Annotated in this window: 23 protein-coding genes; 9 read left to right on the forward strand and 14 right to left on the reverse strand. The window is 74.4% G+C overall.

Going from position 1 to position 25,866, the window contains the following annotated elements; all coding sequences use genetic code 11:
* Nucleotides 1-81 precede the first annotated feature (81 nt).
* From ACLQ2V_RS18765 to ettA, 3 genes are read right to left on the reverse strand one after another with little or no spacing between them, the layout of a single operon-like run.
* Nucleotides 82-831 (reverse strand): hypothetical protein, encoded by a 750-nt coding sequence (locus ACLQ2V_RS18765; protein ID WP_425719809.1) that lies wholly within the window; start codon nt 829-831, stop codon nt 82-84.
* A complete protein-coding gene (locus ACLQ2V_RS18770; protein WP_425719810.1) occupies nt 828-1,286 on the reverse strand; it encodes an acyl-CoA thioesterase in 459 nt (152 codons plus the stop codon). Before ACLQ2V_RS18770 ends, ACLQ2V_RS18765 begins: the two co-directional genes overlap by 4 nt.
* A complete protein-coding gene (gene ettA / locus ACLQ2V_RS18775; protein ID WP_425719811.1) occupies nt 1,279-2,955 on the reverse strand; it encodes an energy-dependent translational throttle protein EttA in 1,677 nt (558 codons plus the stop codon). The genes ACLQ2V_RS18770 and ettA overlap by 8 nt, the downstream gene beginning before the upstream one ends.
* Nucleotides 2,956-3,176: 221 nt before the next feature.
* On the opposite strand from ettA, the gene ACLQ2V_RS18780 reads away from it, so the two are divergent.
* The 5 genes from ACLQ2V_RS18780 to ACLQ2V_RS18800 all read left to right on the forward strand — a co-directional run bounded on the left by ACLQ2V_RS18780 (nt 3,177) and on the right by ACLQ2V_RS18800 (nt 8,749).
* A complete protein-coding gene (locus ACLQ2V_RS18780; RefSeq protein ID WP_425719812.1) occupies nt 3,177-3,461 on the forward strand; it encodes a hypothetical protein in 285 nt (94 codons plus the stop codon).
* On the forward strand, nt 3,458-3,850 hold the full coding sequence (locus tag ACLQ2V_RS18785; protein WP_425719813.1) for a hypothetical protein: 393 nt from the start codon (nt 3,458-3,460) through the stop codon (nt 3,848-3,850). Before ACLQ2V_RS18780 ends, ACLQ2V_RS18785 begins: the two co-directional genes overlap by 4 nt.
* 143 nt (nt 3,851-3,993) lie before the next feature.
* On the forward strand, nt 3,994-5,394 hold the full coding sequence (locus tag ACLQ2V_RS18790) for an alpha,alpha-trehalose-phosphate synthase (UDP-forming) (RefSeq protein WP_425719814.1): 1,401 nt from the start codon (nt 3,994-3,996) through the stop codon (nt 5,392-5,394).
* Nucleotides 5,391-7,997: a trehalose-phosphatase gene (gene otsB / locus ACLQ2V_RS18795; protein ID WP_425719815.1), complete on the forward strand. Its 2,607-nt coding sequence runs from the start codon at nt 5,391-5,393 to the stop codon at nt 7,995-7,997. Before ACLQ2V_RS18790 ends, otsB begins: the two co-directional genes overlap by 4 nt.
* Nucleotides 7,998-8,194: 197 nt before the next feature.
* Nucleotides 8,195-8,749, forward strand: a complete 555-nt coding sequence (locus ACLQ2V_RS18800) for a M23 family metallopeptidase (RefSeq protein ID WP_425719816.1) — start codon at nt 8,195-8,197, stop codon at nt 8,747-8,749.
* A gap of 71 nt (nt 8,750-8,820) precedes the next feature.
* Here ACLQ2V_RS18800 and cobA read toward each other — a convergent pair whose 3' ends face one another.
* The 3 genes from cobA to cobC are packed head-to-tail and all read right to left on the reverse strand — an operon-like array spanning nt 8,821 to nt 12,394.
* Complete coding sequence (gene cobA, locus ACLQ2V_RS18805) at nt 8,821-10,053, reverse strand: uroporphyrinogen-III C-methyltransferase (RefSeq protein ID WP_425719817.1); 1,233 nt, start codon at nt 10,051-10,053, stop codon at nt 8,821-8,823.
* Nucleotides 10,050-11,198, reverse strand: a complete 1,149-nt coding sequence (locus ACLQ2V_RS18810) for a nicotinate-nucleotide--dimethylbenzimidazole phosphoribosyltransferase (protein ID WP_425719818.1) — start codon at nt 11,196-11,198, stop codon at nt 10,050-10,052. The genes cobA and ACLQ2V_RS18810 overlap by 4 nt, the downstream gene beginning before the upstream one ends.
* Complete coding sequence (gene cobC, locus ACLQ2V_RS18815) at nt 11,195-12,394, reverse strand: Rv2231c family pyridoxal phosphate-dependent protein CobC (protein ID WP_425719819.1); 1,200 nt, start codon at nt 12,392-12,394, stop codon at nt 11,195-11,197. The genes ACLQ2V_RS18810 and cobC overlap by 4 nt, the downstream gene beginning before the upstream one ends.
* A 133-nt stretch (nt 12,395-12,527) precedes the next feature.
* Between cobC and ACLQ2V_RS18820 the strand changes: the two genes are divergently transcribed.
* From ACLQ2V_RS18820 to ACLQ2V_RS18830, 3 genes are all read left to right on the forward strand, one after another.
* Nucleotides 12,528-14,660 carry a transglycosylase domain-containing protein gene (locus ACLQ2V_RS18820; protein WP_425719820.1) on the forward strand — a complete coding sequence of 711 codons (2,133 nt, stop codon included), beginning with the start codon at nt 12,528-12,530 and terminating at the stop codon, nt 14,658-14,660.
* Nucleotides 14,661-14,722: 62 nt separating this feature from the next.
* Nucleotides 14,723-15,535 (forward strand): SURF1 family protein, encoded by an 813-nt coding sequence (locus ACLQ2V_RS18825; protein WP_425719821.1) that lies wholly within the window; start codon nt 14,723-14,725, stop codon nt 15,533-15,535.
* Nucleotides 15,536-15,805: 270 nt separating this feature from the next.
* Nucleotides 15,806-16,834: a hypothetical protein gene (locus ACLQ2V_RS18830; RefSeq protein ID WP_425719822.1), complete on the forward strand. Its 1,029-nt coding sequence runs from the start codon at nt 15,806-15,808 to the stop codon at nt 16,832-16,834.
* A gap of 179 nt (nt 16,835-17,013) precedes the next feature.
* Here ACLQ2V_RS18830 and ACLQ2V_RS18835 read toward each other — a convergent pair whose 3' ends face one another.
* From ACLQ2V_RS18835 to ACLQ2V_RS18850, 4 genes are all read right to left on the reverse strand, one after another.
* The gene (locus ACLQ2V_RS18835; RefSeq protein ID WP_425719823.1) at nt 17,014-18,600 is read right to left on the reverse strand and encodes an ATP-dependent DNA ligase; all 1,587 of its coding nucleotides are present in this window, start codon (nt 18,598-18,600) and stop codon (nt 17,014-17,016) included.
* 154 nt (nt 18,601-18,754) lie between these two features.
* Nucleotides 18,755-18,961 (reverse strand): hypothetical protein, encoded by a 207-nt coding sequence (locus ACLQ2V_RS18840; RefSeq protein ID WP_425719824.1) that lies wholly within the window; start codon nt 18,959-18,961, stop codon nt 18,755-18,757.
* A 73-nt stretch (nt 18,962-19,034) separates the two neighbouring features.
* Complete coding sequence (locus ACLQ2V_RS18845) at nt 19,035-20,390, reverse strand: dipeptidase (protein ID WP_425719934.1); 1,356 nt, start codon at nt 20,388-20,390, stop codon at nt 19,035-19,037.
* A gap of 228 nt (nt 20,391-20,618) precedes the next feature.
* Entirely contained in the window at nt 20,619-21,311 is a 693-nt protein-coding gene (locus tag ACLQ2V_RS18850; RefSeq protein ID WP_425719935.1) for a uridine kinase family protein, read from the reverse strand.
* A 44-nt stretch (nt 21,312-21,355) separates the two neighbouring features.
* Here ACLQ2V_RS18850 and ACLQ2V_RS18855 point away from each other — a divergent pair, with 44 nt between their 5' ends.
* Nucleotides 21,356-21,757, forward strand: a complete 402-nt coding sequence (locus ACLQ2V_RS18855) for a rhodanese-like domain-containing protein (RefSeq protein WP_425719825.1) — start codon at nt 21,356-21,358, stop codon at nt 21,755-21,757.
* Between the two features lie 46 nt (nt 21,758-21,803).
* Here the strand turns inward: ACLQ2V_RS18855 and ACLQ2V_RS18860 are convergent, their stop codons facing one another.
* The 4 genes from ACLQ2V_RS18860 to ACLQ2V_RS18875 form a co-directional block, all read right to left on the reverse strand.
* Nucleotides 21,804-22,910, reverse strand: coding sequence for a hypothetical protein (locus ACLQ2V_RS18860; RefSeq protein WP_425719826.1), 1,107 nt, complete (start codon nt 22,908-22,910; stop codon nt 21,804-21,806).
* Between the two features lie 107 nt (nt 22,911-23,017).
* Complete coding sequence (locus ACLQ2V_RS18865; protein ID WP_425719827.1) at nt 23,018-24,016, reverse strand: cobalamin biosynthesis protein; 999 nt, start codon at nt 24,014-24,016, stop codon at nt 23,018-23,020.
* 164 nt (nt 24,017-24,180) lie between these two features.
* Nucleotides 24,181-25,098, reverse strand: coding sequence for a single-stranded DNA-binding protein (locus ACLQ2V_RS18870; protein WP_425719828.1), 918 nt, complete (start codon nt 25,096-25,098; stop codon nt 24,181-24,183).
* A 220-nt stretch (nt 25,099-25,318) separates the two neighbouring features.
* The gene (locus ACLQ2V_RS18875; protein WP_425719829.1) at nt 25,319-25,810 is read right to left on the reverse strand and encodes an FBP domain-containing protein; all 492 of its coding nucleotides are present in this window, start codon (nt 25,808-25,810) and stop codon (nt 25,319-25,321) included.
* Nucleotides 25,811-25,866: the final 56 nt, after the last annotated feature.

Here is a 25,866-nt window from a genome sequence, read left to right on the forward strand (position 1 = left end):
ATCCGAGGATGGACGGTACCCGGACAGCCGGGTTGAAGCATCCCCCCAACGGCAGCCCCGGCCCAGAAGAACGACCACAGGTCATCCTTTCGGCTGAGCCCCGAGCGGCGCGACGGCCAGGTCCGCAACCTTCTGCGACCATACGGCTCCATATGGTCCCACCAGACTGACCCATCGGCCAGTCACCCGAACCTGGACGTCACCGACGTCCACTCCGGACGCGGCCGACGCGGTGTGGTCGCCGGGGCGACCCAGCAGGCCCATCCGGATCAACCCCTGGATCAGTCGCTGGGCGATCTCGACCGGCGGTCCGGGCGGATCGTCCGGGGTGACCACCACCGCCACGTGGTCGAGCAGGGCGTCCCGCAGCGCCCGCTGCCCCACCGCCCGGCCGGCCACCCCATGCGCGGCGGCCTCCCGCAGCGTCCCCGCCGCCGCCTCGGCCGTCCGCCACAGCTCCCCGGCCGGCAGCGTCTCCACCGCCCGGCTCGTCGGCGGCGGCAGCGGCCAGCGCCACTGCGCGTCCCGCCGGGCCGGCAGGGCGGCCTCCCCGGCCCCCAGCCCGGCCAGCAGCTCCCGGGCGGCGACCGTCACGTCGCCGCAGCCGGCCCCGTCCACCGTCCGGACGGCCAGCACGCCCCACGGCAGCCGGGCCCAGAGCGCCGTGCGACCGACCCCGCCGGCCGCGCCGGCCGGGCGGAGCCGGACCAGGGCCGCCGGGTCGAGCCGGACCAGCCGGGCCAGGAAGGCGCCCGCGTCGGCCACCCCGGTCAGCCCGTGCCCGCCGCCGCCCGCACCGGCCCCGCGCGGCCGCGCCGGGGCGTCGCTCACGCCGATGCCCCGATCGGCCCGACCGCCGGGGCGTACGCCAGCAGGAAGGCCCGCTCCTCGTCGGTGATCCGCCGGGGACGCTTGGCGACCAGGTCGAACGGGACCAGCACCGACCGGGCGGTGCTGGCCAGGGTGTCGCCGTCGTACAACTCGTAGCCGACGGTGAACCGGGAGGCCCGGATCTCCTCCACCCACAGCTCGATGCGCACGGTCGGTGCCGCCTCGGCCGTGGCCCGGCCCAGGGCGTAGTCGACCGGGCGCAGGTAGTCGACCTCGTGCCGGCGGATGACCACCCCGTCGGCGAGCGAGCCCACCCCCCACGCCCGGCCGCCGGCGAACATCAACGCCACCCGCGCCTCCTCGTACAGGGTGAGGAAGCGCGAGTTGTTGACGTGGCCGTACGCGTCCAGGTCGGACCAGCGCAGCGCGCAGTGGTAGACGAACCGGTCAGTCACGGGTCAGCTTGCGGTAGGTGACCCGGTGCGGACGGGCCGCCTCGGCACCGAGCCGCTCGACCTTGTTCTTCTCGTACGCCTCGAAGTTGCCCTCGAACCAGAACCACTTCGCCGGGTCCTGGTCGTCGCCCTCCCAGGCCAGGATGTGCGTGGCGACCCGGTCGAGGAACATCCGGTCGTGGGAGATGACCACGGCGCAGCCGGGGAACTCCAGCAGCGCGTTCTCCAGGCTGGAGAGGGTCTCCACGTCCAGGTCGTTGGTCGGCTCGTCGAGCAGGATGACGTTGCCGCCGATCTTCAGCGTCAGCGCCAGGTTGAGCCGGTTGCGCTCGCCGCCGGAGAGCACCTTGGTCGGCTTCTGCTGGTCCGGCCCCTTGAACCCGAAGGCCGCGATGTAGGCCCGCGAGGGCATCTCGACCTTGCCCACCATCAGGTAGTCCAGGCCGTCGGAGACGACCTCCCAGACGGTCTTGTCGCCGTCGAGGCCCTGCCGGTTCTGGTCGACGTACGACAGGGAGACCGTCGGGCCGACCCGGACCTCGCCGCTGGTCGGCTGCTCGAGCCCGACGATGGTCTTGAACAGCGTGGTCTTGCCGACGCCGTTGGGGCCGATGATGCCGACGATGCCGTTGCGCGGCATCGTGAACGACAGGTCGTCGATCAGGATGCGCTCGTCGAAGCCCTTGGTGAGGTGGGACGCCTCGATGACCGTGCTGCCCAGACGCGGGCCCGGCGGAATCTGGATCTCCTCGAAGTCCAGCTTGCGGGTCTTCTCCGCCTCGTTGGCCATCTCGTCGTACCGGTCGAGGCGGGCCTTGGACTTGGTCTGCCGCGCCTTGGCGTTGGAGCGCACCCACTCCAGTTCCTCGGTGAGGCGCTTCTTCATCTTGGCGTCGCGGCGGCCCTCGACGGCCAGCCGGGCGGCCTTCTTCTCCAGGTAGGTGGAGTAGTTGCCCTCGTAGCCGATGGCCCGGCCCCGGTCGAGCTCCAGGATCCAGCCGGCCACCTTGTCCAGGAAGTACCGGTCGTGGGTGATCGCCATGACGGTGCCGGGGTACTTGGCCAGGTGCTGCTCCAGCCAGGAGACGCTCTCCGCGTCCAGGTGGTTGGTGGGCTCGTCGAGCAGCAGCAGGTCGGGGGCCTCCAGCAGCAGCTTGCACAGCGCCACCCGGCGGCGCTCGCCACCGGAGAGCTGGGTCACGTCGGCGTCCGGCGGCGGGCAGCGCAGCGCGTCCATGGCCAGTTCGAGCTTGGAGTCGATGTCCCAGGCGTCGAGGTGGTCGAGCTCCTCCTGGAGCTTGCCCATCTCCTCCATCAGCTCGTCGGAGTAGTCGGTGGCCATCTGCTCGGCGATGGAGTTGAACCGCTCCAGCTTCGCCTTGGTGCCGGCGACCGCCTCCTCGACGTTGCCGAGGACGGTCTTGGCCTCGTTGAGCGGGGGCTCCTGGGCGAGCATGCCGACGGTGTAGCCGGGCATCAGCCGGGCCTCGCCGTTGCTCGGCCGGTCCAGCCCTGCCATGATCTTGAGCAGGCTGGACTTACCGGCGCCGTTCGGGCCGACCACACCGATCTTGGCGCCCGGCAGGAAGCTCAGCGTCACGTTGTCGAGCACGACCTTGTCGCCGTGCGCCTTGCGCGCCTTTTCCAGGACGTAGATGTACTGGGCCACGGTGTGGGCTACCTCCGTTGGTGGATGATCTCGGAGCTTGCGGGGTGCGGGTGCGGCGCGGGCTCCGGTTGCCGCTGGCCGCCGCCGGCCGGGGGCCGGCCACACCGCAGGCCATCCTCAATCCTGACAGGTACGGCCCGCCGCACCCACATCACCCCGCCCCGGGAGCACGCCGGCGGGCCGCGTTGACCCGACCGGTAAGGCGAATTACGGTTTTGGGTATGACAAAAAAGATCACTGTCAGCCTGCCCGACGAGCTCGCCGCCCGGCTCAGGGAGGAACCCAACGTCTCGGCCTACGTGGCGGAGGCGCTACGGCGGCGGGTGGCCGGGGAGCGTACCCGGGAGATCCTGCGGCGGAGCGGCTTCGCCGTCACGGAGGCCGGCGTGGCACGAGCCCACGCCGAGCGCGAGCAGATCAGTGCGGGCATCACGCCCGAGCTACGGGAACAGGCCGCCGAGTTGGAGGCCAAGGTCCTGGCAGCTCGCGCGAAGGCCCGCCGGTGACGGCCTTCGGCCTCGCCCTGGACACCGCCGCCCTGTTGGCCTACTCGTCGACCGACCTCGACGTCGGTCATCGGATCGCGGAGACCGCCGATCACGGCATGAACGTCCTCGTTCCGGCCCTCTGTCTCGCCGGGGCGCACCAGCAGGCGACGCCCACCCAGTGGGAGTTGCTGGAGGTGCTCGCCACCCTGCCGCACGTCCGTGTCACGCCGGTCGAGGCGGAGATGTGCAGCTTCCTCGGCGGCTGGTCGCGACGGATGGACGAGCGGATGGACCTGGCCCAGCTGGCCATGGACGCGGCGATCCACCCCCTCGTGCCGATCATGACCGATCGGCGTGAACTGCTGGGCGAGGTGCTGCCGAAGGAATGGCCGGTCATCGACCTCTGAGGCGGCCGTGACCAGCGTGACGGCCTTCACGGTTCGGCATTCGTGGGACGGGTAGGTAACTGCGACACGGGGCATCAGAGGCCGCGGCTACGCTCAGTACGCTCGAACGCGGTGGACCCGTCAGCACCCGGAGGTGGCCGATCGTGACCGTCCGTAGTTCCTTTGTCGTAGTGGCGAACCGACTACCGGTCGACGAGGTGAACACCCCCGAGGGACGGCAGTGGCGCCGCAGCCCCGGCGGCCTGGTCACCGCGTTGCACCCCGTCCTCGTCGAACAGCAGGGCACCTGGGTCGGCTGGGCCGGTGGCACCGGCGCCGCCCCCGAGCCGTTCGACCTGGAGGGGATCCGGCTGCACCCGGTGCCGCTGAGCGCCGAGGAGTTGGAGCGCTACTACGAGGGCCAGTCGAACGCGACGATCTGGCCGCTCTACCACGACGCCGTGGAGACCCCGGCGTACAAGCGCCGCTGGCGCGAGGCGTACCGGCTGGTCAACGCGCGGTTCGCGGAGGCCGCGGCGGAGGTCGCGGCCGAGGGCGCGACGGTCTGGGTGCAGGACTACCAGCTCCAGCTGGTGCCGGCGATGCTCCGCGAGCTCCGCCCCGACCTGCGGATCGGCTTCTTCCTGCACATCCCGTTCCCGCCGATCGAGCTGTTCATGCAGATGCCGTTCCGCGCCGAGATCCTGCGCGGGCTGCTCGGCGCGGACCTGGTCGGCTTCCAGCAGCGGCTGGCCGCGCAGAACTTCGTCCGGCTGGCCCGGCACCTGCTCGGGCTGCGCTACGAGGGGCAGATGATCCAGGTTGACGGCCGTCAGGTGAAGGCCGGCGCCTTCCCCATCTCGATCGACACCAAGGAGATGGAGCGGCTGGCCGAGGACCCGTCGATCCAGGCGCGGGCCAAGCAGATCCGCGAGGAGCTGGGCAACCCCAAGACGATCATCCTGGGCGTCGACCGGCTGGACTACACCAAGGGCATCGAGCTTCGGCTCAAGGCCTTCCGGGAGCTGCTGGCCGACGGCAAGCTCAGCGTGCCCGACGCGGTCATGGTCCAGGTCGCCACGCCGAGCCGGGAGCGGGTCGAGCACTACCAGGCACTTCGCGTCAAGGTGGAGCGTGAGGTCGGCCGGATCAACGGCGAGTTCGGAAGGGTGGGCGTGCCTGCGGTGCACTACCTGCATCAGTCGTACAGTCGCAGTGAACTGGCGGCGATGTACGTGGCCGCCGACGTGATGATGGTGACCCCCCTTCGAGACGGAATGAATCTAGTGGCCAAGGAGTACGTCGCATCGCGCGCCGACCTGGGTGGCGCGCTCGTGCTCAGTGAGTTCGCCGGCGCAGCCACCGAGCTGCGCCAGGCGTTTTTGTGTAATCCGCACGACCCCGACGCGGTCAAGGACGCGTTGCTCAAGGCAGTGCATGTCGAGAAGCCCGAAGCCCGCCGACGCATGCGGGTCATGCAGCGGCACCTGCGCACCCACGACGTGGGGCACTGGGCGAAGTCTTTCCTCACCGAGCTCGGTGTACCTGATTCGGAGGCTGCGTGAACACGTCCGTCCACGACGGAGCGGTCTCGGCCGCGGGAACGTTGGATCCCGAGCTGCGGGCGGCCATCGGGCGAATCGCCCGGGTCCCCCAGCTCCTCGTCGCCTGTGACTACGACGGCACCCTCTCGCCGATCGTAGAGGACCCGAGCAAGGCCGTGCCGCTGCCCGAGTCGGTCGCGGCCGTCCGGGCGCTCGCCGCGCTGCCGCAGACCACGGTGGCCGTGGTCTCCGGCCGGGCGCTGCGCGACCTGGCCGCGCTCTCCCGGCTCCCCAGCGAGGTGCACCTCGTCGGCAGCCACGGCTCCGAGTTCGACATCGGCTTCGTCGAGCGGCTCTCCCCCGAGCTGGTCGCCGTGCGCAGCCGGTTGCGCGAGGCGCTGCGGGAGATCGCCAACACCCACCCGGGCGTCCGGCTGGAGCGCAAGCCGGCCAGCGTGGCGGTGCACACCCGCGGGCTCGACCCGCAGGTGGCCGCCTCCGCCGCCGAGGCCGTCAACAAGGGCCCCGCCACCTGGGACGGCGTCACCGTCACCCGGGGCAAGGAGGTCATCGAGCTGTCGGTGGTGGCGACCCACAAGGGCACCGCCGTCGACCAGCTCCGTGCGCAGCTCTCGGCCAGCGCGGTGCTCTTCATCGGCGACGACGTCACCGACGAGAACGCCTTCGGCAACCTCAGCGGCCCGGACGTCGGCATCAAGATCGGGCTCGGCGACACCAAGGCCGGCTACCGGGTCACCGAGCCGATCGAGGCCGCCCGCGCCCTCGGCCTGCTGCTGGAGACCCGACGGCACTGGCTCTTCGGCGAGCGGGCCGTGCCGATCGAGCGGCACTCGATGCTCTCCAACGGCCGTACGGTCGCGCTGCTCACCCCCGACGCCAAGGTCACCTGGCTCTGCCACCCCAAGCCGGACTCGGCGGCGATCTTCGCCGACCTGGTCGGCGGCAGCCCCGCCGGGCACTTCAGCGTCTCCCCCGAGCGCGGCGGCATCCCGCTCGGGCAGCGCTACCGCTCCGGCACGATGACCGTGGAGACCCGCTGGTCGGGCCTCACGGTCACCGACTGGCTGGACAAGCCGGCGGCGGAGACCACCCCGGACGGGCCGGCGGTCGTCACCGGCGACTCGACCCTGGTCCGGGTGCTCACCGGCTCGGGGCGGGTCCGGGTGGAGTTCGCCCCCCGGCCCGAGTTCGGGCAGGTGGCCACCCAGCTCCAGCCGGCCGAGGACGGCCTGCTCGTGCTCGGCTCCAACGAGCCGGCGGCGCTCTACTCCCCCGGCGTGCAGTGGACGGTCAGCAGCGACGGGGGGTACGAGACGGCCAAGGCCGTCGTGGACCTCTCCGCCGCCGGCGGGCAGGTGGTGCTGGAGCTGCGGTTCAGCACGCAGAGCCTGGAGCACCACCGGCTGCCCGTGCACGAACGGCAGGCCGCCGCCGAGCAGCCGTGGAAGGACTGGGTGGCCTCGCTGCGGCTGCCCAACACCGCCCGGGACCTGGTCGCCCGCAGCGCCCTGACCCTGCGCGGGCTCTGCCACGAGGCGACCGGGTCGATCCTCGCCGCGGCGACCACCTCGCTGCCGGAGGAACTGGGCGGCGTGCGCAACTGGGACTACCGGTACTGCTGGCTGCGCGACGCGGCGATGACCGCGCGGGCGCTGGTGGACCTCGGTTCCACCGAGGAGGCCGAGGGGCTGCTGCGCTGGGTCGACGGCTGCATCGAGCGCACCGGCGGGCACCCCGAGCGGCTGCACCCGCTCTACACGGTCGACGGGTACGAGTTGGGCGCCGAGGCGGTCATCGACACCCTGCCCGGCTACGCCGGCTCCCGGCCCGTACGGGTCGGCAACCTGGCCAACCACCAGCTCCAGCTCGACGTCTTCGGCCCGATCGCCGACCTGATCGCCGCCGTCGCCGACGCCCGGGGCTCGGTCCGCGAGGACGAGTGGCGGGTGCTGGAGAACATGGTCGAGGCGGTGCGCCGTCGCTGGCACGAGCCCGACCACGGCATCTGGGAGGCCCGGCTTCCTCCCCGGCACCACATCTTCTCGAAGGTGATGTGCTGGATGACCGTCGACCGGGCGCTGCACGTGGTGCGCCAGCACGGCGGGGAGGACCGCGAGGAGTGGGTGCAGCTGCGCGACCGCATCGGCGCCAACGTGCTGGAGCACGGCTGGCACGAGGATGTGCAGGCGTACAGCGTCGCCTACGGCAACGAGGAGATGGACGCCTCGTCGCTCTGGATCGGCCTTTCCGGGCTGCTCCCGGGCGACGACCCGCGCTTCCTCTCCACGGTGCTGAAGATCGAGGCGGACCTGCGCAGCGGTCCGGTCGTCTACCGGTACCACTGGGACGACGGCCTGCCCGGCCGCGAGGGCGGCTTCCACATCTGCACGGCGTGGCTGATCGAGGCGTACCTGCGCACCGGTCGGCGCACCGACGCGGAGGAGCTCTTCACCCAGATGATCGACACGGCGGGCCCGACGGGGCTGCTCCCCGAGCAGTACGACCCGCTGGCCGAGCGCGGGCTGGGCAACCACCCGCAGGCGTACAGCCACCTCGGCCTGATCCGCTGCGCCCTGCTGCTGGACAACATGCTGAAGCACTGAGCTGACGCACGACGGCGGCCGGAGACCACGCGTCTCCGGCCGTCGTCGCATCCGCCGCCGCGCCCGACCCCTGCCCGACCCCAGTAACCAGCGCAGTAAATTGACACTCATCTGTCGACCGCTGTTAGCTGCGGATGGGCGGCGTCGACATCGACGAAGCCAGACATCCATTTGGTGCGAGAGATGGAGACGCCGCAGTGAAGAGGTTGACGAAGACCCTGCGTGGGGCGGGTGCGGCGGTGAGCGCCCTGCTGGTGGCCGCCGGTGTCGTGCTCGCCGGGCCCACGCCGGCCTCGGCCGTGGACTACTACTACGAGCTGCCCTACCCGGCCGGCGAGTCCTACCGGGTCACCCAGGGGCCGGAGGGCACCTACTCGCACGTCGGCCCCTACAACGAGTACGCCTGGGACTTCGGCCTCCCGGCCTGGTACGAGGTCTCCGCCGTGCAGGCGGGCACCGTCCTGATCTCCGACTGGTCGGTGTACCCGGGCAACGGCATCGAGGTGATGATCCGGCACTCGAACGGCCAGTGCAGCCACTACATCCACCTGAACCAGGCGATCTACAACACCGGCGACTGGGTCCCGCAGGGCCGGGTCATCGGTTCGTCGGGCGCCACCGGCAACGCCACCGGCGCGCACCTGCACTTCCAGATCATCAACTGCAACACCCGGGTCGGCATCCCCGCCTCGCTGCAGGGCTGGTCGCCGCCCACCGGCTCCTGGCCGGTGAGCGTCAACAACCGCGCCTGATCAGCACCGTCGACGGGCGGCCGCAGCGGAGCACACCGCTGCGGCCGTCCGTCGTTGCGACCCGGCCGGGCTCAGCCGTCGAGCGCGCCGACCACGTCGCCGACGACCACCACGGCCGGCGGGCGGAGCCCGGCGGCGACCGCGTCGGCGGCGACCGCGTCGAGCGTCGAGCGGAGCACCCGCTGCCCGCCGGTCGTCCCCTCCTGCACGACGGCGGCCGGGGTCCCACCGGGGCGGCCGTGCGCGCGCAGCGTCGCGGTGATCGCGGCCAGGTTCTTCAGGCCCATCAGGATCACCAGCGTGCCGCGCAGCCCGGCGAGGGCGTCCCAGCGCACCAGGGAGGCCGGCGAGTCGGGTGCCAGGTGCCCGGAGACCACGGTGAACTCGTGCGCCACCGCCCGCTGGGTGACCGGGATGCCGGCCGCCGCCGGGGCGGCGATCGCGCTGGTCACCCCGGGGACCACGGTCACCGGCACCCCGGCCGCCGCGCAGGCCAGCAGTTCCTCGCCGCCCCGGCCGAAGACGTACGGGTCGCCGCCCTTGAGCCGGACCACGGACGCGCCGCCCAGGGCCCGGTCGACGAGGATGCGGTTGATCTCCTCCTGGGCCCGCGACGGCCCGTAGGGGATCTTCGCGGCGTCCACCAGCTCGACCCCGGGGCGCAGCTCGTCGAGGAGCAGGCCGGGCACCAGCCGGTCGGCGACCACCACGTCGGCCTCGGTGAGCAGCCGCCAACCCCGCACGGTGATCAGCTCGGGGTCGCCCGGCCCGGCCCCGACCAGCGCCACCCGGCCGAGTGCCGGCCCCCGTACCTGCGGGTCGGCCCCCTCGGCGGGCGGCGGCGGGGCACCCTCGCCCGCGCCCAGCAGGGCCCGGACGGCGTCGCGGACGGCGATGGCGCGGCGCGGGTCGCCGCCGCCGAGGACCGCGACGGTGACCGGGCCGTGCCGGGTGACCGCCGGGGTCCAGGCGCTGGCGGCATGCCGGTCGTCGGCGCGGACGCAGAAGATCCGGCGCTGCGTGGCGGCCGCGCTGACCGCCGCCCCGGCCTGCGGATCGTCGACGGCGACCTGCACCAGCCACGCGTCGTCGAGGTCGGCGGGGACGAAGCGGCGCGGCACCCAGCGCAGCCGGGCGGCGTCGGCGTGGGCGCGCAGGGCCGGCGTCAGCTCCGGCGCGACGACCACGACGTCCGCGCCGGCGTCGAGCAGCGCCGGCACCCGCCGGGTGGCCACCGCTCCCCCGCCCACCACGACCACCCGCCGACCCTCCAGCCGCAGCCCGAGCGGGTACGGGTTGCTCACTTCTCGGCCACCCCGGCCGAGTCGAAGGTCGCGACCTCGTGCAGCACCCGGACCGCGCCGGTGACCACCGGCAGGGCGAGCAGCGCACCGGTGCCCTCGCCGAGGCGCAGCCCGAGGTCGAGCAGCGGGTCGAGCCCGAGGTGGCGCAGCGCGGCCGTGGCACCCGGCTCGACGGACCGGTGCCCGGCGACCATCGCGCCCACGGCGTCCGGGGCGAACGCGGCGGCGGCGAGCGCGGCGCTGACCGCGATCACCCCGTCGAGCAGCACCGGGACGCGCCGGGCGGCGGCGCCGAGGATCAGCCCGGTCAGGGCGGCGTGCTCCAGGCCGCCGACGGCGGCGAGCACCCCCAGCGGGTCGGCCGGGTCGGGGGCGTGCCGGGCCAGCGCCGCCCGGACCACCTCGATCTTCCTTGCGTACGTCGGGTCGTCCGCCCCGGTGCCCCGGCCGGTCGCCTCGGCCGCGTCGACGCCGGTGAAGGCGGCGACGAGCGCGGCGGCGGGGGTGGTGTTGCCGATGCCCATGTCGCCGGTGATCAGGATGCCGGCCCCGGCGTCGATCAGCTCGCGGGCGATCCGGATGCCGGTCTCCACGGCGGCCCGGGCCTCGTCGCGGGTCAGGGCGGCGGTGACGGCGAGGTCCCGGGTCCCACGCCGCACGTTCGCCGACACCAGTCGGGGCGCGGCGGCGGCCGGGAACCCACCGGGGGCCGGCCGGGCGGCGGGGATCCCGGCGGGGGCCGGCGGGGCCGCGGGATGCGCCGGCCCGTCGGTGGGCGTGGGCGCCGGCAGCGCGGTGGCGACGCCGACGTCGACCACGGTGACCGAGGCGCCGGCCTGCCGGGCGAACGCGTTGACCACCGCCCCGCCGGCCAGGAAGTTGCCGATCATCTGCGCGGTGACCTCCTGCGGCCAGGGGGTCACCCGCTGGGCGTGCACGCCGTGGTCGCCGGCGAAGATCGCCACGGCGGCCGGCTCGGGGATCGGCGGGGGGCAGACCCGGGCCAGGCCGGCGAGCCGGACGGAGAGCTCCTCCAGGGCACCCAGCGAGCCGGCCGGCTTGGTGAGCCGTCCGTGCAGCTCCCCGGCGGCGACCATGGCCGCCTCGTCGAGCGGCCGGATCGCCGCGATCGTGGCCTCGATCATGATGCCTCCAGGGTCTGCGCGAGCGCCTCGGTGAACGCGTCGGTGGTGGCCCGGTCGCGGACGGCCACCCGCAGCCAGTCGGGGCCGAGGCCGGGGAAGGTGTCGCCCCGGCGTACCGCCCAGCCGCGCTCGCGCAGGCGCTGGCGCAGCTCGGCCGCGCCGGGGTGGTGCACGAGGACGAAGGCGCTGGCCGGGCGGCCCGCGACGCGTACCCCGGGTAGGGCCGACAGGCGGGCGACCAGGTGGTCGCGGTCGGCGGCGAGCTCCGCGGCGATGGCGCGCTCGGCCGCGACGGCGGCCGGGGACGCGCAGGCGGTGGCGGCGGCGAGCGCCGGGGTGGAGACCGCCCAGAGCGGCTGGGCCTCGGCGAGCCGGGCCAGCAGCGGGGCCTCGCCGAGCAGGTAGCCGATCCGCAGCCCGGCCAGCCCCCAGGTCTTGGTGAGGCTGCGGACCACGACCAGGCCGGGCAGGTCGCGCCGGGTGGCCAGGGACTCCGGCTCGCCAGCGACGCCCGGCGCGGCGGTGGTGTCGGCGAACGCCTCGTCGACCACGAGCACCCGGCCGGGGCGGGCCAGCGCGGCGAGGTCGGCGGCCGGGTGCAGCACCGAGGTGGGGTTGGTCGGGTTGCCGATCATGACGAGGTCGGCGTCGGCGGGGATCCGCGCGGGGTCGAGCCGGAAGTCCTGCGCCGGGTCGAGCAGCACCCGCTCGACGGCGTGCCCGGCGGCCCGCAGCGCGGCCTCCGGCTCGGTGAACTGCGGGTGCACGACCACCGGACGGCGGGCCCCGGTCAGCGCGCGGGCCAGCAGCACGAAGCCCTCGGCCGCCCCGGCGGTCAGCAGCACCTCCTGCGGGGGTCGGCGGTGCCGGGCGGCGACGGCGGCGCGCGCCGGCCGGGGATCCGGGTACGCGGCCAGCTCGCCCAGCGCGGCGGTGATCGGGCCGGCCAACCAGTCCGGCATCGGGGCCCGGCGCACGTTGACCGCGAGGTCGACCAGGCCGCCGCCGACCTCGGCGTCCCCGTGGTGGCGCAGGTCCGGCCCGGCGTCGGCCGGGCCCGTCGGAGTGTCCCCGGCGGGGAAAGCCGGGCGCGTGGGGGCGCTGCCGGCGGGCGTGGGGTGCGTGTCCCCGGCGGGGCGAGCCGGGCGCGTGGGGGCGTTGCCGGCGGCAGGGGTCGGGACCGGCTGAGCGCGCATGTCCGCGATCCTGCCGGGAAGCCGCCACGCGGGACAACGCATCCCGGCGTGGGCCGCGTCACCACCCGCCGGGCATCCCGCCAGTTCACGAGTTCTTCTCATTATTGGTACTGAAATGTCATAGCTTGACCCTGTGAGCACCCGACCTCTTGCTGGCGTTGGCCGTCTCGTCCCTCTCCTGCGCGCCGGGCTGATCGCCGGCATCGTGATCGCCGGAGCCCTCTATCCGGTGGCCGCCCTCACCGGCCTCGGGGCCAAGGCCACCGCGCACGCCGTGCAGCAGAAGACGGACATCCTGCGCACCGCGCTGCCCGCCGAGACCTCGTACCTGTACGCGCCGGACGGCCGGACCGTGCTGACGATGTTCTACGAGGAGTACCGGCGCTACACGAAGCTGTCGGACATGTCCCCGAACGTCCAGCAGGCCATCGTCGCCGCCGAGGACAGCCGCTTCTACCAGCACCACGGCGTCGACCCGAAGGGCGTCGCCCGCGCCTTCGTGGCCAACTCCCGCTCCGGCGGGGTCTCCCAGGGCGCGTCGACGCTGACCATGCAGTTCGTCCGGATGGCCCTGCGAGACAGCGCCCAGACCCCGAAGGAGGTCCAGGAGGCCACCCAGCAGACCAGCCTGCGCAAGGTCAAGGAGATGCGGATGGCCCTGGACGTGGAGAAGGAGCTGAGCAAGGACCAGATTCTGGAGCGCTACCTGAACTCCGCGTACTTCGGCCACCGCGCCTACGGCATCTACGCCGCCGCGCAGATCTTCTTCTCCAAGACGCCGGCCACGCTCACCCCGGGGGAGGCGGCCACCCTCGCCGGCCTGGTCAAGTCCCCCTCCGAGTACGACCCGGTGACCTCCGACCAGAAGGACGCCACCGGGCGACGCAACTACGTGCTGGACCGGATGTCCCAGCTCGGCTACCTCTCCCCCGACGCGGCGGCGACGGCGAAGGCCGAGCCGATCCGGCTGCGGCTGACCGACCCGCCCAACGACTGCGCCGCGCTGCCCGAGCAGTACAACACCTGGGGCTTCGCCTGCGACTACCTGAAGAACTGGTGGAGCTCGCAGCCGGCGTTCGGCGAGAACCGGCTGGAACGGATGGACAAGCTCCGTCGGGGCGGCTACCGGATCGTGCTGAGCGTCGACCCGAAGATCCAGGAGGCGGCCGAGAAGAACGTCGGGGCCAAGGAGAACACCGGCAGCCCGTTCGCCAACGGCATCGTGGTCGCCGAACCCGGCACCGGGCGAGTCAAGGCGATGGCGGTCAACCGGACGTACTCGCTGGACGTCGCCGACAACCAGCCCAGCTCCAACCCCGAGGCGGGGCCGAAGGTGAAGGCGAACTTCCCCAACACGGTGGCGCCGCTGCTCGGCGGCGGCGAGCTCGCCGGGTACCAGGCCGGCTCGACGTTCAAGATGTTCCCGATGCTGGCCGCGCTCAACGCCGGGATGCCGCTCTCCACCGCCTACGACTCGCCCTACCGCTACCGGTCACCGGTGTACGACGGGTGGTCGCCGTCGAACGCCAGCGCCGCCATGACCGGCCGGCAGACCATGTGGTCCGGGTTCGGCAAGTCGGTGAACACCTACTTCGTGCAGTTGGAGGAGAAGATCGGGGCGGACGCGGGGGTCCGGCTCGCCGAGCAGCTCGGCCTGCGCTGGCGCACCGACGTCGACCGGGAGCACGCCTCGCCGGGCAAGGCCAAGCAGTGGGGCGCGTTCACCCTGGGCGTCTCCGACGCCACCCCGCTGGAGATGGCGAACGCCTACGCCGCGATCGCCGCCGACGGGCGCTACTGCGAGGCGCTGCCGGTGCAGTCGATCAGCAACCGGGACGGCACCCCGACGACGTACCGCACGGCCGGCGGGATCGAGCGGGAGGTCGCCAAGCCGCGCTGCCGGCAGGTGGTCGCCGCGGACGCGGCCCGCGCCGCCACCGACGCGGCGCGCTGCCCGACCGGGGACACCCCGGCGAAGGGAAGCTGCGGCGGCTGGTCGACGGCGGACAGCGTCCGGGGCACCGTGGGGCGGCCGGTGGCCGGCAAGACCGGCACCACGGACAGCACCCGCTCGGCCTGGTTCGTCGGATACACCCCGGAGCTGGCGGCGGCGAGCTTCATCGCCGACCCCGACAACCCGTTCAACGCGGTGGGCGACGGCCAGTCCCAGGTGCCGATCGTCGCCGTGGCCCAGACCCTGCGCGACGGCCTCAAGGGCCAGCCCACCCGCCAGTTCACCCCGCCGTCGGACGCGATCGTCGGCTGAGGCGCGGCCCCGGCCCGGCCCGCCACGGCCAGTGGCGGCCGTCATACGGGTAGCCTCGATGCGTGTACCGGTTCCTCCTGACCCCGCGCTGGCTGGGCATCCTCGCGCTGACCCTGGTCGCCGCAGCCGTGATGGTGCTGCTCGGCAACTGGCAGCTGCACCGCTACGAGGGCCGGACCGCGATCAACGAGCGGATCGACGCCAGCGAGCACATGACCCCCGTGCCGCTGGCCGAGAAGGTGCCCGCGCCGACCGGCGGCCCCCACACCGCCGGCCCGGCCCCCGCCGACGAGGCGACCTGGACCCGGGTCACCGCGACCGGGCGGTACGACACCGAGAACATCGTCCTGGTACGCGGCCGCACCGTCGACCGCCGGGTCGGCTTCGAGGTGGTCACCCCGCTGCGCCTCGCCGACGGCAGCGCCGTGCTGGTGGATCTGGGCTGGATACCGCCCGCCCCGGGCGGGGCCATGGCCCAGCCGCAGCTCCCGGCGGTGCCCACCGGCGAGGTGACCGTGGTAGGCCGGGTGCACGCCAGCGAGAGCGAGGCCGGGGCCGTCGACCGGCGCGAGGGCCGGCTGGAGACCCGCCGGGTCGGCGTGCCCGGGCTGGCCCGCGAGCTGCCGTACCCGGTCTACGGCGCGTACGTCCTGCTCGACGAGCAGACCCCGGCGGCGGACCCGGCGTTCCGGGCGGTGCCGATCGGGCACACCAACAACTGGCAGAACCTCGGGTACGTGGTGCAGTGGTGGCTCTTCGCGGCCATGACGCTCTTCGGCTATGGCTGGGTGGCCCGCCGGGAGGCCCGCCGGATGGCCGGGCTGGACGGGCCGAGCGCGCCGATCGACCGGGCCGCCGAGCCCACGCCGGCCTGACCCCTCGGCCCCGGCCTGCTCACTCCTGGGTTCTGTCTCACGGATCATGAGTCTCGCCGGTTGGACCGCGCCACCGCGGCGACGGTCTTCCGTCCGACCGCGGGCGATCCGCTGCCCGACCACAAGCAATCCTTCCGTCCGGCCAGCGGACGGCCTTGCGTCCCGCCGGCTCCCACGGCCGGGCCCCCGCCGCCGGACGATCGGCGGCTCCCGGAGCGCGACGGAAAGTTGTAGTGTCCGCCGGGTGCTCAACAACCGTGGGGGGTCGCGGTGACCCCTGAATCCACCCCGCCGTCGCATCAGGCCGAGCCGCCGCAGCCGCCACACCGGGCCGAGTCGCCGTCCACACCGCAGCAGGAGCAGCCGCCGCACTCCTTGGAGCCGACGGCGCAGACGCACCCGTTCGTCGATCCGTGGGAGGTGACGCCCCGGTCGACCACCTACTCGGCCCCGCCGGTCACCGCCCCGATCCCGGTCTCCCCGGCGAGCGGCCCCCACCCGGGCCTTCCGGAGCCGACGGCCCCGGCCCCGATCCCGGCCCCGACGGCGCAGTACCCGGTCTCCGCCGACCCGTCGGACCCGTACGCCCAGGCCGTGCCGACGCCACCGCCGACCGCCGTGGAGCCGGACGCCGAGCCGGCCTCCCCCTACCCCGCGCCACCGGCGGGCCAGTTCTCCGCACCGCCCGCGTCCCCGTTCACCGCCCCGGCTGCGAGCCAGTTCTCCGCACCGCCCGCGTCCCCGTTCACCGCCCCGTCGGCGCCCCCGTTCTCCGCGCCCCCGGCCGGCCAGTTCTCCGCACCGCCCGCGTCTCCCTTCTCCGCCCCTCCGGCCGGGCAGTTCTCCGCCCCTCCGGCGGACCTGCGGGCCGGGCCGTACCCGCCGATGCCGGCACCCGGCGCGCCCTTCGCCGGCCACCAGCACGCGGGCTTCCCGCCGCCGGCGCCGCCCGGGGCGGCGGTGCAGATCGGCGAGATCATGGTGCTGCCGCCGGAGATCCGTACGCCGGCCGGCGTGCTCCCCCTGGCCGGGGCGCAGTGGCACGTCGCCGACTACTGGCAGCGGGAGGAGAAGGTCGCCACCTGGGCGATCGTCTGCGCCATCCTCGGGTTCTTCTGCCTCACCATCTTCAGCCTGCTCTTCCTGCTGATCAAGGAGACCCGGCACCACGGCACCGTGCAGATCACGGTCACCAGCGGAGGGCGGCAGTACGTGGCCCGCATCCCCGTGACCGACCACGGCCAGGTCATGCACATCAACAACCAGGTCAACTACGCCCGCTCCCTGTCGGGGTCCTGACCGCCGCGTCGTCGGCAGGGCCGCTCCCGCAACGGGTGGGCACCCTGCCGGCGCCCCCTCGGGCCCGGTGGCCCGGTGATCCAGTGGCCCAGTGACCCAGTGACCCGGTGGCCCCGTCGCGGTCGGCGCGGAACCCGGCGCACGATCACGGGCGGTGCCGTCCATGCCGGCCCACACGGTCAGGCGCGGTGGCCCGCGTGGACGGCCCGGACGGCGTCGATCGTGTCCGCCTCGGCGGCAGTCTTGTCGCTGCGGTAGCGCACCACCCGGGCGAAGCGCAGCGCCATCCCGCCCGGATATCGGGAGCTGGTCTGCACGCCGTCGAAGGCGATCTCCACCACCTGCTCGGGGCGGACCCGGACCACCCGGTCGTCCCGGGCCACGGCGAGGTCGAGGAACCGCTCGGTCTGCCAGCGCAGCACCTCGTCGGTGAGGCCCTTGAACGTCTTGCCGAGCATCACGAAGCCGCCGGCGCGCGGGTCCCGCGCGCCGAGGTGCAGGTTCGACAGCCAGCCGCTGCGTCGGCCGCTGCCCCACTCCACCGCGAGAACCACCAGGTCGAGGGTGTGTCGGGGCTTCACCTTCACCCAGGCCGCGCCGCGCCGGCCGGCGTCGTAGGGGGCGTCGAGCGCCTTGACCACCACCCCCTCCTGGCCGGCGGCCAGGGCGGCGGCGAAGGCCGCCCCCGCCGGCTGCGCGCCGTCGACCTCGACCCGCCCGACCAGCAGCGCCGGGTCGAGCGCGCCGGCCAGCGCCGCCCAACGCTGCCGGCCGGGCCGGTCGATCAGGTCCTCCCCGTCGAGGTGCAGCAGGTCGAAGAAGTACGGCGTGAGCACGCCCGCGCCCACGGCATCGGCGGCGCGCACGGCCGGGGCGACGGGGGCCGGGCCGGTGCCGCCGGTGGTGGCCCGGCGGGCGGCCCGGCTGGACGTCTGCTGGAACGGCACCGGCCGGCCCGTCTGGTCGAGGCCGATCGCCTCGCCGTCGAGCACCAGCTCGCGGGCGGGCAGCGCCCGGACGGCGGCGACCACCTCGGGGACCCGGGCGGTGATCTCGTCGAGGCTGCGGGTGAACACGGCGATGTCGGCGCCCGAGCGGTGCACCTGGATGCGGATGCCGTCGAGCTTCACGTCGACCACGGCGGGGACGCCCGTCGCGGCCAGCGCCTCGTCGACCGTGGCGGCACTGGAGGCCAGCATCGGGGCGAGCGGTCGGCCGACCCGGAGCCCGAACTCGGCCAGCGCCGCCGCGCCGCCACGCCGGGCGGCGACCGCGACCGCCCGCAGGTCACCGGCGAGCAGCAGGGCCCGGCGGACGGCGGTCAGCGGGACGTCGGCGGCGCGGGCCACCGCGTCGGCCAGCAGCCCCGCCTGGGCGCCCTGGCGCAGCTCCCCGCTGAACAGCCCGCGCAGCAGGCGCTGCTCGTCGGCGGTGGCCGAGGCGAAGAGGGCGTGCAGCAGCACCCGACGGCGGGCCTGGGAACCGGGACCGCGCACCGCCGCGAGCTCGTCGATGGCGGCGTCGACCGCCGCGACGGTCAGGGTCGCTGCGGGGGCCGGCGGGGGCAGATCGCGCAGGCCGGCCCAGCCCACTCCGGTCTGGCGTTGCCGCAGCTCGCCGGCGAGCCAGCCGGCACCGGCCGCGACCTCCGCCGGGTCGAGCGACCGTAGCGCCGCAGCCAAAAGCTCCACCTTGGCCCGCCGGCCGCTGGTGGCGCTCACGGCGGCGGAGGTGGCCGCCAGGTCCAGGAACCGCACGCTTCCCATCCTGCCAGCCACCCCCGACACCGCTGGGGACACGCGGTCGGCTGCGGAAGTTGCCGCTTCCGTCCGCCGCGTCGCCTCCGGTCCGGGCACCCGCCGGGGCACCCGGACCACGGCCCCGACACCCCCCGCGCCGGGACCGGGATCTCGGGCCCGTTCAGGCCGAGACGGGCTCCTCGATGCGCAGGCCCCGGGCGCGCACCTCGTCGGCGACCCGGGCGAGCACCGCGTCGAGCGCGACCAAGGCGCTGGAGAGATCGCCGATCCGTTCCTTGAGCGTGTCCTCGGACCACGCGGAGACGTCCACGTCCCCCAGAGCGCTGACGGCGGCCTCCAGCCGGGTCATCACCTCGTTCGTACTCATGTTCGAAAGGCTATAACAATGTGGTGCCCGACACGCCGAAGACACCCCGATGAGCGGCGGCGTTACGGTTTCGTCATCTGCCCCCGGCCGCACCGACGGCAGCCACCCTGGCCAGCAGCAACGCCTCGGCCCGGCAGACCCGGGCGAACTCCCCCAGGTGCAGGCTCTCGTTCGGGCCGTGCGCGCGGGCGTGCGGGTCCTCGACCCCGGTGACCAGGATCGCGGCCTGCGGGAACATCTCCTGGAAGGTGGCGATGAACGGGATCGAGCCGCCGATGCCGATGTCCACCGGGGCGGTGCCGTCCCAGGCCGTGCGGAAGGCGTCGCGGGCCGCGTCGAACATCGGCCCGGTGGCGTCGATGACGCAGGGCGCGCCGTCGTGCTCGAAGGTCACCGTCACCTGGGCACCCCACGGCGCGTGTTTGGTCAGGTGCTCGCGCAGCGCCGCGTACGCCCGCTTCGGCTCGTCGCCCGGCCCCAGCCGTACGCTGAGCTTGGCCTTTGCGGCCGGGACCAGGGCGTTGGGCGCCTCCCCGGTGGCCGGGGCGTCGATGCCGAGCACCGCCAGCGCCGGCTTGGTCCAGATCCGGTCGGTGATCCGGCCGGTGCCGATGAGCGAGACGCCCTCGGCCAGCCCGGCCTCGGCCCGGAACCGCTCCTGCGGGTAGTCCACGGCCGCCCCCTCGCGCCCGACCAGCCCGCCGACGGCCACGTCGCCGGCGTCGTCGTGCAGGGTGGCCAGCAGCCGGGCCAACGCGGTCAGCGCGTCCGGCACCGCGCCGCCGTACATGCCGCTGTGCACGGGGTGGTCCAGGGTGCGCACCTCGACGAAGAAGTTGATGATGCCGCGCAGCGAGGTGGTCAGCGCCGGCACGCCGATGTCCCAGTTGCCGGAGTCGGCGATCACGATGACGTCCGAGGCGAGCTCGTCGCGGTACTCGGCCAGCAGCCGCTCCAGCGAGTCCGAGCCGTACTCCTCCTCGCCCTCGATGAAGAGGACCACGCCGACCGGGAGCCGGTCGCCGAAGGCGCGCAGCGCCGCGACGTGGGCCATGATCCCGGCCTTGTCGTCGGCCGCGCCCCGGCCGTAGAGCCGGCCGTCGCGCTCGACCGGCTCGAACGGGTCGGACTCCCACAGCGACAGGTCGCCGACCGGCTGCACGTCGTGGTGGGCGTAGAGCAGCACCGTCGGGGCGCCGGGCGGGGCGGCCCTCGTCCCGAGCACCGCGGGCTGCCCGCCGGAGCGCACGATCCGCACGTCGAGGTCGCAGCCGCGCAGCAACTCCGCCACCGCCTCGGCGGAGCGCTCGACGTGCGAGTGGTCGAAGCCCTCGAAGGCGATGCCGGGAATGCGGACGAGTCTTTCCAAATCGGCCCGGACTCCGGGCAGTTCCCGCTCGACGGCGGCTCTCACCTCGGCGTCGGACATGATCGGTGGCGTCATGACCGGCATCGTATGCCGGCCTTACCCGCACCGGCCGCCCGAGCCCACCCGGCCACCCCGCCGAGCCGCCGCGGCGCGCCCGGCGGCCTCGGCACATCGGGCCACCGCCGCACGTCCGCCCACCGCCACGCCTCGGGCCACCGAAGCACCTCGGGCCACCAAAGCACCTCGGGCCACCGCCGCACGCCGGCCCACCGCGGCATGGCACCGGCCTCAGCGCAGGCGGACGTACTCCGTGCGGGGGTCGTGCGGCGCGGTCGGTGCGCCGTCGACCACCAGGTCCACGGCGGCGGCCGTGTCGTCGGCGGCGAAGTGCGCCCGCTCCCCGACGTGCCAGCGCCGCAGCTCCGCCCCGATGCCCGGCCCGTCCCGGGCGACCGCCCGGCGCAGCCGCAGCGCGGCGGGCGCGGTGACCAGCACCGACAGGGTCAGCTCCGGCCGGACGACGGCCCGCGCGGCGCTGACCCCCTCGACGAGCAGCACCGGGGCGGCCGGCACCGGCACCGGGCGCGGCAGGAAGGCCCGGCGGTGCCAGCTGTACCGCCGGTACGCCCCGGAACGGCCCGCCCGCACCGGCGTCAGCACCTGCTCCTCGAGGCGGGGCCAGAAGGTGAGCTGGTCGTCCCAGCCGTCGAGCAGGTCGTCGGTGTGCACCAGCGGCGGTCGCCCGCCGCCGGGAAGCGCGGCGAGGGCGTCCGCGAGGCGGGCGGCGAAGACGCTCTTCCCCGCGCCGCTCGGCCCGTCGACCGCCACCAGCCGGGTACGCCCCAACCGCGCCGGGCCGGCCAGCACCCGCCGGCCCAGCTCCGCGTACGTCTCGACGACCGGCACCACCACGGATCCGACGCTAGCGGGTGCGTCGGCGGGTACGTCGTCCGGTCGAACCGAACCCGTTTCGCCACCCAGGGCGGCCGGTCGGTGGGCATGATCGTGCGGTGCGCCACAACGTGATGAGCCCGGGCATTGACGCCCTGCTGGAACAGGCCCGCTCCGGGGTCCGCCGGCTGACCCCACATGAGACGGTCGAGGCGGTACGCCTCGGCGCGCTGCTCGTCGACACCCGTAGCGACGTGCAGCGCCGGGACCAGGGCGAGCTGCCCGGCGCGGTCGTCATCGACCGGACGGTGCTGGAATGGCGGCTGGACCCGGCCAGCGACTGGCGCATTCCCGAGGCCACCGGCTACGACCGGGAGATCGTGGTGGTGTGCCGGCAGGGCTACAGCTCCAGTCTTGCCGTGGCCAGCCTGCGCACCCTCGGCCTGCACCGCGCCACCGACATGATCGGCGGCGTGCAGGCGTGGCGGGAGGCCGGGCTGCCGATGTCCGACCGCCCCGCCGACATCCGCTACTGACCCGTCCCTGCTGAGGCCGGTCCCGCTCCGGCGGGCCACCCGGCGCTCAGGCGTTCGGGTGCCGGGATCCCGCGCTCACACGGCCGGGCGCTCCGGCGGGCGGGGCCACCCGGGCCAGCCACTCGGTCGCCTCGGCCGGGGTGAGCGTCGCCGTCACGGTCAGCGCCGCCGGCATCAGCGGGAATCGTCGAATGTTGTTCCAGCTCCGCTGGTACGACGGCGGGTCCAGGACCACGACGCGGGCGTCGTCGAAGAGCGGGATGTCCGCCGGTGCGCCCTCGTCCCAGATCCACTTGCCGTGCCCGTCGACCAGGTCGAAGCAGCCGACGACCGTGCCGCCGAAGCGCTCCTCGGGCGCGTCGGTGGCCACCTCGACCCAGGACGGGTCGACGGTCGGCCCCTCGATCAGCCCCTGCTCGGCCGGCCCGCAGAGCGCCCCCGCCAGCAGGGTGTGCAGTTGGAAGTTGTCGGCGACGCCGTCGATGTCGACCCGCCAGCCCCGGCCGGTCGGCCGGTGCAGCACCAGCAGCGGCTCGCCGTCGAGGACCCGCAACAGCCCGAGGACGCACTCCAGGTCGGTGCGCTGCCCGGCCAGTTCCGCCCCGAGCGCCAGCAGCCGCTCCCGGTGCGGAAAGGTCGCCCGGACCAGCGCGGACTGCTGCAACAGGGTGATCGCGGGCATGGCCCAGGTGCCGACCGCGTACCAGCCCGCGACGGCGTCGAGGGCGTCCCGCTCGTCGGCGTACGCCTGGGTGAGCGCGGCATGCGCCGCGTCCAGGCAGCTGCGATCGTCGGGGTCGGGCAGTTCCTGGTCACCGCGTACCCGCTGCCAGCCCCGGCGGAAGCGGTCGGCGGCCGCGAGCGCGCCGGCGAGCCCGTCGGCCACCGGGGCGAGCAGGGGGTCACCCCGGGCGCCCAGCTCCACCAGCGCGCCGCAGAGCACGGAGAACTGGCCACCCACGGCGGTGCCGAGCGTCGGCAGGAGCGCCGCGCACCGGGGCAGCGCCTCGTTCAGCTCCGCGACGGTCGCCTGCTGCGCGGCCTGCCAGACCCGCGGCACCGCCCGGGTGATCGCGGCGCCGTCACGCCCGCGTACGGCCGCCTCGACGTCGGCGATCCGGTCCGCCAGCTTCGCCCTGCGGTTGAAGATCATCGGCGCAGCCTAACGAGCGCGTGCGCCCCGCACGGCTCCGCGACGGCCGCGCGACGGGGCCGGGGCCGCCGGCCTGGGATTGTCCGGACATGTGCGACACGTCACGTTCACCGGCGCTCGGCGGCCCGGCTGCTCGGCCCGTCATCCTTCCCCACCCTGAGCCGCCCCACGGTCGCCGGGTAGGCGGCGCAGATCCCGAGCGCGGCCAGCCCAACCGCGCCACAGATCCGGGCGGCCCGCTTCAGGTGCCGCGCCTCGGGGCGGGGCCCGTCGCCGAGGTACGGCCGCACCTCCGACCGCCCGAAGTAGACGTTGCGCCCGCCGAGCCGTACCCCGAGGGCCCCGGCCATCGCCGCCTCGCACTGCCCGGCGTTCGGGCTCGGATGGTCGTTGCGGTCGCGCAGCCACACCCGCCAGGCCCGCCCCCGATCCCCGTCCGCCACCGGGGCCACGGCGACGGTGAGCAACCCGGTCAGCCGGGCCGGGAGGAGGTTCAGCAGGTCGTCGAGGCGGGCCGCCGGGCTGCCGAAGCGGGCGTACCGGGACGACCGGTGACCGACCATCGCGTCCAGCGTGTTGGCCGCGCGGTAGCCGAGCAGTCCGGGCAGACCGGCCAGCGCCCCCCACAGCAGCGGTGCGACCACCGCGTCCGAGGTGTTCTCGGCGACCGACTCGACGGTGGCGCGGGCCAGCTCCGGCTCGTCGAGGGTCGACGGGTCCCGCCCGCACAGGTGCCCGAGGCGGCGGCGGGCAGCCGGCAGGTCCCCGCCGCTCAACGCCGCGCCCATCACCTGCGCCTCGTGGCGCAGGGTACGGCCGCCGAGCACCGTCCAGGTGGCGGCGGCCATCAGCACGGCCCGGCCGACCGGCCGGCGCCGGGTGGCCACCGTCGCCGCCGCGCCGACCAGCACCGGCACCCCCACGGCGAGCGCGGTGAACAGCACCCCGGCGGCCCGGTCCGGCCGGTAGATGCGCCGCTCCAGCGCCCCGGCGGCCCGGCCGAAGCCGGCCACGGGATGCCCGCGCCGGGGGTCACCGAGGAGCGAGTCCAGGGCGTACCCGGCCACCAGGCCTGCCGCGTTGGCCACGGCGACGGACTGCCGCACCTGCCATCACCTCCGGCCGGCAGCGTAACCGCCCCGGAAGGACCCGATGGCGGGTTCCCCGCCCCGCGCCCAGCGCACCGCCGCGAACGGTCGCGCGACAGGCTGCCCCGTGTCAGCCCGTCGCGCGCCGCTCACCGCTCGTCAGGCGGGCAGCCAGCCGGTCGTCAGGCGGAGACCGGGACCCGCCCGCCGCCCCGCCGGCCCCGGCGACCGGGCGTCGGGCCGCCCGACCCCGCGCCGCCCGACCCCGCGCCGGGCAGCTCCGGGTCGGCCGGCTCCGCACCGGATGGGCCCGGGCCGTCGTGACCGTCCTCGGCCGACGGGTCGGCCTCGCCGGCCCGGGTGATGTCGCCGGAGGGCCCGGCGCCGTCGGGCAACGGGGCGAGCTCGACGCCCATGAGGCGCAGCCCCGTCAGCTCGTCGTCGTCGGAGTCGTCGGAGTCCTCGCCGTCGTCGGCGGGGTCGAGCCGGTCGTCACCGTCGGCGGTGAGGCCCGGCCGGTCGCCGAAGGGGACCGGCGCCAGGTCCTCGAAGTCCGGGCGGCCCGTCGCGTACCGCCCGGCGGGCGACGGGTCGAAGCCGCCCGACTCGAAGTCCTCGTCGACGGGGCGGTCGGCGGGCGAGGCGGGGGCCTGGTCCAGCGGGATCCGCTCGGTGGGCTCCCCGTGCACCCGGTTCTCCGCCTCCGCGTCCTCGACCGCGCTGATGGCCATGGTCGGCCGGTTGCGCAGGAACCGCCCCCGCCCTCGGGACAGGTCGTGCCCGACGGTGACGGCCTCCAGCTCGTAGAGGGTCCGGTGGTTGCCGGCCTCGTCGGTCCAGTCCCGGGTGTAGAGGCGGCCGGCGACCACGACCGGGTCGCCGACCATCACCGAGGAGGCGACCCCCTCGGCCAGCTTCCGCCAACAATTCACCCGGACGCGAAGGCTGTTTCCGTCTACCCACCGGCCGCTGTCCCGGTTGAGCCGGCGGGCGGTGGAGGCGACCTTGAAGTTGGCCACCAGGGTGTTGCTCTGGGCGGTGCGCCGCCACTCCGGCGCGGTCAAGACGTTCCCGATGATCGTTATGTGCGTGTCGTACATCGCCCCTCCAGGGAGATCCGGGCTTGCGGTGGTGAGTCGACTCGCCGCCGAGCCTGGCCGCCCCGGCGCTTCCCCGCCATCGCCCGACCCCGAGCTGTGGACAACGAGGGGGCCTGTGGACAACGACCTGATCAAGGGCGCGGCGTGCTATGGCCGCACGGCCGACAACGGGGTGACGGCGCACTGAACGGCAGGTGGGAGGCCGTCGAGCGCCCGGGGGTCAGGCGGTCACCTTCGCCACGAAGGCAGCGACGTTCGCCACGGTCCGCTGGATCTTCTCCTCCACCGACAGCGACTCGGGCAGCCGCCCACCGGCACCCGTGCTCTTCTTGCCCCGCACGTACAGGGAGCAGGCGAGGTCACCGCAGATGTACGTGCCCACGGAGTTGCCCTGCTGCCCGGCCTTGCCCGCCTTCGGAGCGACCATCAGGGCCACGCCGCCGCTGTGGGTGGTCAGGCACATCGAGCACATGCCGCGCCGGGCCTGCCCGGGGGTGGGGGTGGTGCAGCGCAGCGCGAGGCCGGTAAGCCGGCCGTCCAGCTCGATGACGAGGTAGCCCCGGTCGGGGGCCTGCGGATCCCGCCAGCCCAGGTAGTCCAGGTCGTCCCAGGGGCGTTCGGCCAGGTCGCGGGGGACGTGCAGGCGCTTGGTCTGGCCCTTGGTGCAGTTGACGAAGGAGCTGCGGAGCTCTTGCTCGGTCAGGGGCTTCATAGTGGGCACGCTAATTTCCCTAAAGGTATTAGGCAAATGCATAATGAGCTACACCT

This window comes from Micromonospora sp. DT233 (assembly GCF_049841815.1).
GTDB lineage: Bacteria > Actinomycetota > Actinomycetes > Mycobacteriales > Micromonosporaceae > Micromonospora.